13 protein-coding genes and 1 riboswitch are annotated in these 12243 nt (G+C 48.0%); of the genes, 6 read left to right on the top strand and 7 right to left on the bottom strand.

Annotated elements, in window-relative coordinates:
• Positions 1–35: 35 nt before the first annotated feature.
• Positions 36–578 carry a Uma2 family endonuclease gene (locus tag H6F88_RS09340; RefSeq protein WP_190642462.1) on the top strand — a complete coding sequence of 181 codons (543 nt, stop codon included), beginning with the start codon at positions 36–38 and terminating at the stop codon, positions 576–578.
• Between the two features lie 127 nt (positions 579–705).
• Positions 706–2001, top strand: a complete 1296-nt coding sequence (locus tag H6F88_RS09345) for an MFS transporter (RefSeq protein WP_190642463.1) — start codon at positions 706–708, stop codon at positions 1999–2001.
• 77 nt (positions 2002–2078) lie between these two features.
• On the opposite strand, the gene H6F88_RS33215 is transcribed toward H6F88_RS09345, so the two are convergent.
• Together H6F88_RS33215 and H6F88_RS09355 are read right to left on the bottom strand one after the other, a co-directional pair.
• Complete coding sequence (locus tag H6F88_RS33215; RefSeq protein WP_242043710.1) at positions 2079–2279, bottom strand: DUF4278 domain-containing protein; 201 nt, start codon at positions 2277–2279, stop codon at positions 2079–2081.
• A 33-nt stretch (positions 2280–2312) separates the two neighbouring features.
• Positions 2313–2384: riboswitch (Glutamine riboswitch) on the bottom strand.
• 72 nt (positions 2385–2456) lie between these two features.
• Positions 2457–3161, bottom strand: a complete 705-nt coding sequence (locus tag H6F88_RS09355; protein ID WP_190642465.1) for a type 1 glutamine amidotransferase domain-containing protein — start codon at positions 3159–3161, stop codon at positions 2457–2459.
• Between the two features lie 130 nt (positions 3162–3291).
• On the opposite strand from H6F88_RS09355, the gene H6F88_RS09360 reads away from it, so the two are divergent.
• Entirely contained in the window at positions 3292–4179 is an 888-nt protein-coding gene (locus H6F88_RS09360) for a LysR family transcriptional regulator (RefSeq protein WP_190642466.1), read from the top strand.
• A gap of 27 nt (positions 4180–4206) precedes the next feature.
• On the opposite strand, the gene H6F88_RS09365 is transcribed toward H6F88_RS09360, so the two are convergent.
• Entirely contained in the window at positions 4207–5058 is an 852-nt protein-coding gene (locus H6F88_RS09365; RefSeq protein ID WP_190642467.1) for an ABC transporter ATP-binding protein, read from the bottom strand.
• A gap of 43 nt (positions 5059–5101) precedes the next feature.
• Entirely contained in the window at positions 5102–6148 is a 1047-nt protein-coding gene (locus H6F88_RS09370) for an iron chelate uptake ABC transporter family permease subunit (RefSeq protein WP_190642468.1), read from the bottom strand.
• Positions 6149–6957: 809 nt separating this feature from the next.
• On the opposite strand from H6F88_RS09370, the gene H6F88_RS09375 reads away from it, so the two are divergent.
• Positions 6958–7386: an EamA family transporter gene (locus H6F88_RS09375; protein WP_190642469.1), complete on the top strand. Its 429-nt coding sequence runs from the start codon at positions 6958–6960 to the stop codon at positions 7384–7386.
• Positions 7387–7711: 325 nt separating this feature from the next.
• The gene (locus H6F88_RS09380; RefSeq protein WP_190642470.1) at positions 7712–8056 is read left to right on the top strand and encodes a DMT family protein; all 345 of its coding nucleotides are present in this window, start codon (positions 7712–7714) and stop codon (positions 8054–8056) included.
• A gap of 63 nt (positions 8057–8119) precedes the next feature.
• Here the strand turns inward: H6F88_RS09380 and H6F88_RS09385 are convergent, their stop codons facing one another.
• From H6F88_RS09385 to H6F88_RS09395, 3 genes are read right to left on the bottom strand one after another with little or no spacing between them, the layout of a single operon-like run.
• Positions 8120–9148, bottom strand: coding sequence for an iron chelate uptake ABC transporter family permease subunit (locus tag H6F88_RS09385; RefSeq protein WP_190642471.1), 1029 nt, complete (start codon positions 9146–9148; stop codon positions 8120–8122).
• A gap of 57 nt (positions 9149–9205) precedes the next feature.
• Positions 9206–9604 (bottom strand): biopolymer transporter ExbD, encoded by a 399-nt coding sequence (locus H6F88_RS09390; RefSeq protein WP_190642472.1) that lies wholly within the window; start codon positions 9602–9604, stop codon positions 9206–9208.
• A 5-nt stretch (positions 9605–9609) separates the two neighbouring features.
• Complete coding sequence (locus H6F88_RS09395; RefSeq protein ID WP_190642473.1) at positions 9610–10260, bottom strand: MotA/TolQ/ExbB proton channel family protein; 651 nt, start codon at positions 10258–10260, stop codon at positions 9610–9612.
• A 371-nt stretch (positions 10261–10631) separates the two neighbouring features.
• Between H6F88_RS09395 and H6F88_RS09400 the strand changes: the two genes are divergently transcribed.
• The gene (locus H6F88_RS09400) at positions 10632–12116 is read left to right on the top strand and encodes an energy transducer TonB (RefSeq protein WP_190642474.1); all 1485 of its coding nucleotides are present in this window, start codon (positions 10632–10634) and stop codon (positions 12114–12116) included.
• Positions 12117–12243 lie beyond the last annotated feature (127 nt).

A 12243-nucleotide genomic window follows, 5' to 3' on the forward strand; every position in this document is an offset into this window, starting at 1 on the left:
ATTAGACTCACCGCCAAAATGTAAGCGATTCTGCGATGAAAACATTAGCTAAGTGGTCTATTGATGACTATCACCGCATGGTCGAAGCAGGTATTTTGCAAGGTCGCCATGTGGAATTGTTAGCAGGCGAAATCGTTGAGATGAGTCCAGAAACTCCGATTCATTACACCACAGCCAAACGAGGCGCAAAATATTTAGAGGAATTGCTCTCCGGCAAAGCGGATGTTCGCTTCAATGGCCCAATTACCTTGGCTGACTCAGAACCCGAACCGGACATTGCAATCGTTCGGCTTCCAGAATCAACTTACCGCGATCGCCACCCTGCTCCTCCAGATATCTTTTGGGTTGTAGAAGTTGCTCAGACGAGTTTGAAGAAGGATTTAGAGATTAAGTCTGCGATTTATGCAATGGCTGAGATTTTAGAATACTGGGTTTTAGATTTATCCACTAAGCAGGTGATTGTATTCAGGAATCCTCAAGCAGGTCGTTATGTCGAAGAATTCACTATGGGTGAAGGAGTAATTGCACCACTATCTTTTGAGAACGTTTTAGTGTCTGTCAAAAGGTTAGTGTCATGAGATAACCCTCCTCAGATAAACAGGCGAACACCAGTGAAATTTCTGCTTACGGACGCACGATTATTTAAATGCGATCGCCCTTTTGTAGAACGGTATTATCCTGCTAGATATTGTATCCGTGGAATAGATGAAACTACCTTTTCATCCAGTTAAGACCCTGTTGGACTGGCTACCAGACCTAAAGCGGGAAGTTTGGCTTTTGGCAGCAGGTCAACTGCTGCTGTTCATTGGGCATGGCTTTACCCTGGTCTACACCTCCATCTATTTCGTCAACACGTTAGGCTTCTCCCCCACCCAGGTTGGACTGGCGCTAGGAAGCGGAGGTATTTCCGGTACTTTAGGGCGATTTTGGGCGGGTAATGCAATTGATTCTGAGCGATTGGGGCGGCGAGGCACTTTGCTGATTGCAGCGGTCATTGCTGCACTAGGTAGCTTTTCTTTAGCCTTTGCCAGTACCTTTCCCCTGCTGGTCGTAGGAAACCTGCTGCTGGGCTTAGGCATTAGCCTCTACTGGCCTGCGACTCTGTCCATCACAACAGACCTTACTCCAACGGAACATCGCACTGAAGCGATCGCCCTCACTCGGTTAGCAGACAATCTTGGGTTGGGATTGGGGGCATTGTTGGCAGGACAATACTTGGCAATGGAAGGGAGTTATGGAGCACTCTTCATCTGCAAAGGATTAGCCTACCTGGTGTTTGGCGGAGTAGTCGCCTGGGCGATCGCTGAAACTCGTCAGCCTCACACAGATTCTCTCAATGTGCTGCAAAGCTGGGGTCAGGCGTTGCGCGATCGCCGCTTGCTCACCTATCTTGCTGCCAATGTGTTCTTCACCACCTATGCGGCTCAACTGAGCAGCACGCTGCCTTTGTATCTGGCAAACTTTGTGCCCTGGGGCAATACCGAGACGGGCTTTTCTGAAGCATTCATCAGCTATTTCTTTGTTTGGCACGCCCTGCTGAAAATTGTGCTGCAATTACCGGTGACCCGCTGGCTGCGGTCAGTTCCTTATGTCCCAATTTTGTTCGGGTCGCTCGTGTTGTGGGCTGCCGGATTTTTCTTGATATGGCTGGTGGGGCTAGGAACCATCAATCCACTGATACTGATCTTGCTGTCCTTTGCCTGCATTGCGATCGCAGAGGTACTCTATGCACCCTCAGCATCGGCTTTGGTCGGAGAATTGGCTCCTGTGACATTGCGGGGTATCTACTTTGCTCTAGAGTCTCAGTGCTGGGCGATCGGTTACTTGGTCGGACCTATCTTGGGTGGATGGGCCTTGGATCATCCTATTTGGTTAGGCACCAACTTTTGGTTAGCTCTAGTTCTCACCTCTGCCATTTCGAGTTTGTTCTTGTTGCTGTTGCGATCGCAGTTAACCAGCAGTGAGCCTGCTCAGGAAGCTACACCCTCTAGCAGTTCCTAGGAAACTATAAAAAGACCTAGCGCTATGGCTAGGTCAGAACGTCAATGATCCCTCAATTTCTCAAATTTGGACTTGTCCTACGCAGTTGGAGTTGTGATTACCTCATCAAAGGCAACGCCACGATAGATGAGATGCAGTATTTGCTTAACAGCAGGTAGTTTCGCCGGATAATGAAACTTGATGACTGAACCTCTATATTGTCCAGTGACAGGTACATCAACAACATCAACGTGTGTAGAAGCTGCGTTGTAACGAACGCCACGATAAACTAGTTGCATGTGTTTCGCCTCTTTTGTGTAGCGGTGGGTGGAGGCGCGTTCCTTCGGGAGTAAACCCTTACTTCCGTCTTCAAACTCGAATGAAGTGATTTGAAGATGAACGATTTCTATACTTATTAATGTATCGGAGCTGTCCATCTTATTCATCCTCCAACCGGGTGATCTACTGGAGTTCGCTTATGCAGAAGTGGAAGCTACTGGCTGAGAAGACTGCTGCAAAAGGGTAACTATCGCTTCAGCTACTCCTGCTGCTGAAGCTGGATTTTGCCCTGTTACGAGGCGACCACTGACTACCGTTTTTGCTTGGAAATTTGGTGCTTTCTCAACTGTTGCACCCCGCTCGGTTAGCTTTTCTTCTAATAGAAATGGCACCACTTCAGTTAAACCAACGGCTTCTTCTTCTTCATTGGTGAAGCCTGATACAACTTTTCCATTCACTAAATAGCTGCCGTCTGAGAGTTGAATATTGACCAGTCCGGCGGGACCGTGGCAAACCGCACCCACTACACCACCCTGCTCATAGATGCTTGTCGCAATTTGAGCGAGTTTGGCATCTTCAGGGAAATCCCACATGGTTCCGTGGCCACCTGCGTAAAAGATAGCAGCATACTCTGATGGATTCACCTGAGTGGGATTCAGAGTGTTCTCCACTTGCGCCATTTTTTCAGGACTGTCGAGAAATGCAGCGTTGAGTGGGTCATTGAGATCAATGCCAGTCATTGGAGCTTTTCCACCTTTGGGGCTGACATACTCAACCGTCAAACCTTCCCGATCGAATACATCAACGGGATGGCTAACCTCTGGTAAATAAAACCCAGTTTCTTGACCTGTGTTACCGAGGGTGTCGTGGCTAGTCAGAACAATTAGAACTTTCTGAGACATAGTGTGGACTCCAATGAAATAGGGATGGTCAGCAACTCTTTGAATGTTTCTTTGCCTGACAATTTCCATCCTAAAAGCTATCTATCTAAAATACAAATAATGATTATTGGGCACATCTATAATTAGATTTATGGTTAACCTGGAGTGGTATCGCAGCTTTGTAGCAGTGTATCGGGTAGGAACGGTATCGGGTGCAGCTGAAGTTTTACACCTGACGCAGCCAGCAGTGAGTCAACATGTGGCCGCTCTGGAGTCAACTCTAGGTACACCGTTATTTCAACGAATGCCGCGACGTATGTTGCCGACTGAGGCCGGAAAGCGACTGTATACTCGTGTCGTTACCGCGATTGAAACGTTAGAAGCGATTCCAACCAAGACAGCTTCGGCCGATGCGCCGCTGTTGATTCGCCTAGGAACGCCGATGGAGTTTTTTAGTGAGTACGTGTTGTCTCGTTTGCCAAAACAGAATGAGACTCTATTCGCTATTCAATTTGGATTGGTGCAAGACCTAATTGAGCAATTGTTGGCGAATCAAATTGACTGTGCGATCGCCACTCAAAAAGTTCCAAAACCAGAATTGGAATATCAGCTTTTGTTTGAAGAGAACTTTTGGTTAGTCGGACCACCGGGTATGACGATTCCGCTGTCTCAGGATGTGATACAGGCAGATTTAATGGCTCTGGAACAATGGCTCAGGACGCAATTCTGGATTGCATACAGTGAAGAGCTGCCCATTATTCGGCGGTTTTGGCGGGTCATTTTTGGTCGGCGGCTGGATGTGAACCCGCAGTTAGTGATTCCTGATTTACGCAGCATTCGAGGGGCGATCGCTCTGGGACTTGGCTGCAGCGTGTTACCTGATTATTTATGTGCAGATTGGATTGATAACCAGCATTTAACCCTGATCCTCAAACCAGTCAAAGCGGTGACAAACTCAATTTGGCTAGCCTATCGCAAGTCAGAGCGACAATCACAACAGGTGACGTTACTTCTAGATTTGATGGGAGTGCAGCGTTGAAGTGGAGTGCTATTCCCTTCAAGAAAGTTATTTTCTGCCAATTGAAGCGCGTGCTTTTCGGCTCACAGGTACACACATTGGTGTCCCGGTCATAGGATCAGGCACAATTTGACTCTCTATCCCAAAAACCTCTGCGACCATTGTTTCGGTCATCACTAGATTGGGAGTTCCTTGGGCGTAAAGGTGTCCCTGTCGCATCACGATCAGCTCATCCGCATAACGGCAGGCTTGATTTAAGTCATGCAATACCATGACGATGGTGCGTCCCTGCGTCTGGTTCAAGTCATACAACAAGTCCAACACCTCGATTTGATGCGCTAGATCCAGAAATGTTGTGGGTTCATCTAATAACAAGATTTCTGTGTTTTGGGCTAGCGCCATTGCAATCCAGGCACGTTGCCGCTGCCCACCCGAAAGGCTATCCAAAGGGCGATCGCCCAGTTCTGCAATTCCCGTAATTGCCAATGCCTGTTCTGTGAACTGCTCGTCTTCCCGCGACCACTGCTGCAACCAACTCTGATGAGGATAGCGTCCCTGTGCCACCAGTTCTCGCACCGTCAGCCCTTCGGGAGCGACTGGACTCTGAGGCAGCATTCCTAATCGTTTTGCAATTTCTTTGGTGGAATATTTAGCGACCCCTTGCGGGCATCTCTTCGAGATCGCGACTCCATCTAGATACACCGTTCCACTCTGAGGCTTAAGCAATCGGGCTAAACCCTTGAGTAAAGTTGATTTACCACAACCATTGGGACCAACCAGAGCCGTGATTTTACCTGCGGAAATTGCCAGGTTTAAATGATTGACAATTAGGGTTTTGTCGTAAGCCAACGACAGTTTACGGGCTGATAGGGCAGGTTCAAGAGATAGATTGGAGTTCATGCGTTGCAGTTTTAAGGGTGAGAGAAATACTGAATTTATGGCACTATTGATTGCGATCGCGATAGAGCAAATACAAAAAGTAGGGCGCACCTACGGCAGCCGTAATCACACCACAGGGGATCTCAATCGGGGCAAACAGCGATCGCCCCAGCAAATCTGCCAGTGCCACAATCAAACCACCCACTAAAGCCGCCGTTGGCAGCAGTCCTTCATGGGATGTACCGACTAGCTGACGGGCTAAATGGGGGGATATCAGTCCGACAAAGCCGATGGTGCCTGCTGTCGCAACACTGGCCCCGGCTAAAGCAACACTGGTGATTAACAAAAAACCGCGTTGCCATTCCACACGACTGCCTAAGCCTCGTGCCACATCATCTCCTAAATTCAGCGTGTTTAACTCACGGGCACTTAGAAATGACAGAGGAACAAATATGAGTAGCCAGGGTAGCAATGCCTGAATGTGCTCCCAGGTGCGTCCATATACGCTTCCGGCTAACCATACTAACGCCTGACTGACATCATAAATATTGCCAAAGGTAATCATCAAACTAGTGAGCGCAGAAGCGATCGCCCCGATTCCTACACCAACTAAAATCAATCGAATTGGTGAACTCCCACCATTCCAGGACAGCCAATACACCAGTAAGGCAGCGATTAATGCTCCTGTAAAAGCAGCAATCGGTAAGAAGAGGGTTGGAATTGATGGGAATAGCACAATCAGAGAAACAGCTGCTAGCCCTGCCCCAGCTTCCACGCCCACAATCTCAGGAGCCGCTAAGGGGTTGCGCGTCAGTCCTTGCAGGATGGTTCCAGCGATCGCCAGTCCTATTCCGACCAGAAATGCAGCTACGATTCGCGGTAATCGGAGCGTGTTGATTACAAAACCATAGTCAGAATTGTCTGTCTGCCATCCCAATATGGTTCTGATCACATCAATTGGCGAGATAGGATACTCTCCATAGCCGACGCTAACGACCAGCACAGCCAAAGCAGCGATCGCCAGAGCCAGCAACAGCCACGGCACCCGCCGATCGAGTTGAAAGGAGAGAGGAAAGTGGTAGAGACGAATGGTCAACCAGTTTCTAGTCACAAATCAATGTTTAGAAAGGCTTTCCTATCGTACTACTGCATGGAAGCTGTTGCAAATGATTCTCAGATGCATTACTTTTCAATCAAGTTGAATGTTTTAGTCAGTTTTAACTGTCTTTAGCGATTAGCCCGGAATTGATTCTAGGGCGGGTGATCGGGTAATAGATGAGACCGATGTAAGATTTTAGTCTTTGGCGCTGCAGATTTGACGAACGATTTTCGTTGAGGGCACAGCAATGCCGTGCCCCTACAGGGGGCGACCCGGATGTTAGAAATTTCCCAATCATTCTCAACTTGTGCAATGCCCGGTCTTTAGTTATCTGCACAAGTATCGGGCAGAGCGATTTCTGGATCTATTAAGAATGAGTTTCAATTAAGTTCAACTAAAAGCTTATGTGAGCGATCGCTGTCGTCGTTAATTGCTGAAGTAATCAAGAATAACGATTAATCTGGTCACAAAAGAGTATGCATCTCTGTAAAGTGTGTTGGTGACAGCGTAACGCATTAAGAAGCTTACTGAAGCAGCATTTCCAGGCTTTGCCTGGAAATGCTGCTAAAAACTAAACTGTTTACCTGATTTGTCCTTCGTCCGCCGAGAACGGTTGCCTCAACGAATTGATCAGAATGCTAATTTTGCTCCCGACCCGACCGCCTAGGTGTTGTCAAAGGGAGACGATGTTTCTCAGGTAACCGCAAGATTCTGCAATATCAGCGATCGGGTTGTCATAGTGCAATAAACACAAAAGCGGATAATTATGTGTTGAGAGAACTATTATAAAGAGCAGCTACAAGAAATAAGGCTAAACAGTAATGGGGAATGAAACGGCGTGGTGGGTTTTTGCTTTACTTTCCGCCTTTTTCGCAGCACTAACTACGATTTTCGCCAAAATTGGAGTTGAAAACATTAACTCCAACTTAGCAACTGCAATCCGCACAGTTGTGATTTTGGCGATCGCTTGGGGAATTGTCTGGGCAAATGGTCAGTTCCAAGGGTTGTTCACGATCTCATCCAAAACTTTGCTATTTCTGGTGTTATCTGGAGCAGCAACCGGGCTATCGTGGCTCTGCTACTTCAGAGCACTGCAACTTGGCAATGCTTCTTTAGTCGCGCCAGTGGATAAGTCTGGATTAATTTTAGTGCTATTGCTGTCTGTTCTATTTTTGGGTGAGCCATTGACACTGAAGATCATTGTCGGAACCCTGTTGGTACTGGCAGGAACATTAGTGCTGGTTGTGTAACGAGTGCTGATTGTGTAACGGGTCAGCGCTATATTCTCATCCACTGGCTGGAACTTTTACAATACTGGCTGACTGCAATACCTCTGGAAATTGCGGCATTGCTGATTTGATGTATAAATTGCGGAGGTCCGTTTCGCAAACGGACCTACAGACCGAATCGATACCCGTGAACTATACCTGGATTCAGTAATGCCGAAATTGTTTCCAAGGGATATCTCCTGTAGCGCTGTTGATATAGAACTTGCCATTCCTAGCAGGTTGCTAAGTATCAGGAGGAAATGCGAATCTCTAAAGTGCTGTTCTTATCAATATCTCTCTTCTCTCTATGCTTAAGCCTGTAATTCTTTTGCTCATTTCCAATGTTTTTATGACATTTGCCTGGTACGGTCACTTAAAGGATCTGAAAACGGCTCCCCTGTGGATTGCGATCGCTTCAAGCTGGGCGATCGCCTTTTTTGAATACTGCTTTCAGGTTCCTGCTAACCGTGCAGGCATTCAATGTTTCAGCCTGCCTCAGCTTAAAGTATTGCAGGAAGTAATTACGATGCTTGTGTTTGCCGGGTTTAGTGTGAGTTATATGAAAGTGCCTGTAACCCGCAACTATTTTTTGGCAGCAATGCTGCTTGCAGGTGCCGCCTATTTAATTTTCAGTGAAAAGCCACAGAACTAGTGAGTTGGAGACAAATCCGCTGCTGAAGTTTTGTGTATTCGATTTTGAAGAGAATCATTTGGCTTATCGCTTTGCTTGCGATCGCGCTAAATAGATAAAAAATGGTGCACCGAGGAGAGCCATCATAATTCCTACTGGCAATTCTTGGGGCTTAATGATGAGACGAGCCACCAGATCTGCGATTAGTAATAAAACGGCACCCCATACTGCTGCATACGGTAATATCCAACGGTAATCGACACCCACCCAAAAGCGAACGATATGAGGAATCACTAAACCTACGAATCCGATTGGCCCGGCTAGAGCAACCGCGCTACCAGCCAGCAAAACAACCGTGATGATGGCGATCGCCTTTACCCATGCTGTGTTAAGCCCTAACCCTCTAGCAACATCCTCGCCTAACGTCAGAGTAGTAATTTGTTTACCCAAACTAAAGGCAATGATTAAACCGATTGAAACATAGGGGAGAACTTGCAGCAGGACATTGAAGTCACGTCCAGCGACCGATCCGGCTAGCCAAAAGCGCACTTCATCCAAAGTGCGTCGATCAAGGATCAGAATTCCAGTCATTAAAGCAGATAAAAGATAGTCGAGCACTGCGCCTGCTAGAACAAGTTTGAGGGGAGACAGTCCGCCCCTCCCTGCCGACCCTAAGCTGTAAACTGCGACTGCGGCGATCGCTGCTCCCGTAAAAGCAAACCAGGTATAGGTCTGAATGGATGTAGTCCCGATAAGAAAAGTCGCTGCAACAACTGCAAGAGCTGCCCCAGCACTGATTCCTAAAATTCTTGGTTCTGCTAGTGGGTTTCGCGTCAAACCTTGCATGAGCGCTCCGGCTACTGCCAGTGCTGCGCCAACCAGCAGTGCAATTAGAGCGCGTGGCAATCTCAGTGTTGTGATAATGAGATGATTGGTTGAACCATCAAATGCAGTCAAGGCTTGCCAAACGGTGCTCAGATTAATATCTGCTGCTCCAAACGTGATGCTTAAGAGGAGACAAACAAACAGTAATAGAATACTTACACCCAAACCTACGACTTGTAGAATAGGCGATCGCTTTTTAGAGACAGTTGCTAAAGGTGCTGAAGCCACGTCAAGTAATAGCTAGGAGTGATGAGTTTGATGCAACCAGTTCAGCCATAATGTTTATCAGGGACGACGAGTCGAGATCCCTAATTGCACACCTTCTACCGATCGCAATTGATCCATCACAGCAATCACCTGACCATGCTCAACCTTTGCGTCAGCGTTGATCACGACTAACCGCTCTTGGTTGCCAACTAGCGTTTCGACTTGCTCTGCTAACTCTTCAACTTGGATAGGTTGGCGATCGAGAAACACATCTCCCTCATCATCAACCGTTACCGTAATCTTGCTCTCTTGTTGAGACTCGGCTGTTTGCGCTTGCGGCAAATTAACCGGCAGACCTTCAGACTTCGTTAGGAACAACGACGACATGATAAAAAATGTCAGGATGGCAAAAACCACATCAATCATCGGCACGATGTTGATGATAGGAAGATCATCGGGCTCTTCAGGAATATTCATGGCAATCAATTCATCACTTTCGACACAGCGCTAAATCCTTCATGGCGGCTTAGATGCAAAACTTCAAGCTGGCTGCCAAACTCTTGAATCGCAGCAACCTGCCGCCGATAGAATCCTCGAAACAAACTGGCGAAGAACAAGGCAAATAAAGCCACAATTAACCCTGATGCCGTGGACACTAATGCCTCACTAATGCCTCCCGTTACTTGTAGGGCGCTCTCACTACCTCCACCCCCAAGATCTAAGGCAGCAAAGGATTGAATTAACCCTAAAACGGTGCCTAACAGCCCTAATAGAGGGGCTGCAGTAATAATCATGTCAAAAATAGAGTTGAATCGCCGTAGCATCGGCAGTTCAGCTTGCGTTGCCCCTTCTAGGGTGAGACGAAAAGCATGGGGAGGAAAGTGATCGACTTCTAAAGCTTCCAGAAAAATTCTGGCAATGGGCAAATCGGAATTGTGCTTAAGCTTTAACAGTGCTGCATCAAAATCATGCTGGTAAGTTCGCAGCACGTCCCGCGCTATTCGTCGTTGGCGACGATTTACTCGAAACCAGAAAACAAGACGTTCTAGGATGAGGGCGACCGCCACAATCGAGAATCCCAGTAAGGGATACATGACGATGCCACCTGCAATAAACAGTTCAACAATTAGCATTTTGTGTTCACACAGCAATAGAGCCAACTTTGTGAGTTAGCTAATTAACCTAAGAGCAGTTGAAATCGTTATTGACAACTCTTCTCAAAAGAAGAGTAAATCCTGCGATACTCAATGTCAAGCACTGGCAATACAGAAATAATTGTTTCGAGATAAATTTCGTTCAATGCCATTGCTGAATCTGATTGAGAGACCAGGATCTCCCGTTAGAGCGGGGTTTGAAACCTGAAGCGAAAAGTAGGCTAACTCAAATAAACTGATTGACAGCGTTGCAGTTGAATTTTAGGATGGGCAAATCAGATAGTAATGATTTGCAATAGATTTTGTTTTGCAATCGCTAACTTTGCAATCACTATTCGCGGGTAGGATGGATGGCATCAAATACCGTTGCTCAACAGCGTGAACAACAGGAAAAGACTCTCAAGCGATTCATCGTTTACAGTCTTGCGGGATCACTCACCCTGCATGTGATTGGACTGTTCCTGAAAGTCGATAATTTCTGGAAGCCAGCTCAGGCAGCACAAGAAGAAATCACTATTGTTGTGACCGAGCCTGCCGAGGAAGAAGTCGTAGAGACAATTCCGTTAGAAGAGCAGAGTGAAGCGATCGCTGAGTCAGAATTTGCAGCGTCTGGTGGCGGTGGTGGGGGCGGTGGCGCAGGAGCCGCATCGATCATAGAAGCCCCTCCAGCCTCTGCAATTCCGCCTGAAGAGCCCACTGCTGAAGAGGAACCAGAACCTACCCCTACGCCAATCGCTGAAGATATTGAAGAACCCGTTGAAGAGGAACCTGTTGAAGAGGAACCTGTTGAAGAGGAACTAGAAGACCCATTCGCTGAACAGGATGAAACCGAACAGGCTGAGGACGTTGCTGAAGCAACCGAGTCACGCGACCTGAGCAACCTCCTGGGAGATTTGCGGCAGGCTCGTGAGCAGGCAAGACGAACCGCAAATAGCGGATCTAATACGGGTAACCCGCTTGAAAATATTTTTGGGGGAGGTGATGGCTCTTCAACTACGGCAGTTGGTCCCGGTCGAGGAACGGGTTCGGGCTCAGGGATAGGTTCGGGAACTGGCTCGGGAACAGGTTCGGGAACAGGCTCAGGGGCTGGCTCGGGAACAGGTTCTGGAGAGAGCGATCGCTCCCGTCGAAGTGGCGGATCTCGTGAGGTTAGTTGCCAAGGCTGTGACTTTGACTATCCAGAGAGTGCTGATGGGGCAGAAGGATCGGCTCAGGTAGTGGTTGAAACTGACGACCAGGGAAGAGTTGTCTCGGTAACACTCTCCCGCTCTAGTGGCAATGCCGAACTTGACCGTGCCGCTATAGAACAAGCACGACGGCGAGTCCGATTAAGCAATACCAGAGCCGGAGAAAGCTACCCTCTAGATATTGAGTTTGTGCAGCCAAATTCTGAAGCGGCGCAACGGGCAGAGGAAAGGGGCAATCGCCGCAGTATCACCGTTTCAGATCCGGAGCCAGAGCCTACTGAAGCTGCTGAAACGAGTCCCGCCACAACTCCCGAATCGGCAAGCAGCCCATCCCCCGAGCCGGAACCTTCTCCAGGTGAGGAACCTTCTTCAGCCGAGGAACCTTCTACCCCAGAACCGGAATCTTCTAGCAGTCCTGAACCAACACCAAGTCCTTCTGAAACTCCAGAACCTGAGCCAGTAGATAATTCTGATACAGCAGAACCAATAGAAGAACCAGCAGCAGAACCAGTTGCAGAACCTGCACCCGCACCTGACCCTGCACCTGCTCCCCCACCCGCACCTGCGCCTGACCCCGTACCTGCTCCCCCACCAGAACCTGACCCTGCACCTGCGCCTGACCCTGCCCCAGTTCCTTCAGAGCCATAGTGGACAGAGAATTAGGTTGTGTCGCAAAGATTTTAAAGTAACAAACGAACTGGTCTCATTCGTATTGTTTTAAGCACTCACTCCGAAGAGTTCATTGATGAATCTTGCTCCAGATACACTGTCCCCT

The sequence above is a fragment of the Oculatella sp. FACHB-28 genome, assembly GCF_014696015.1.
Lineage (GTDB): Bacteria > Cyanobacteriota > Cyanobacteriia > Elainellales > Elainellaceae > JAAUTN01.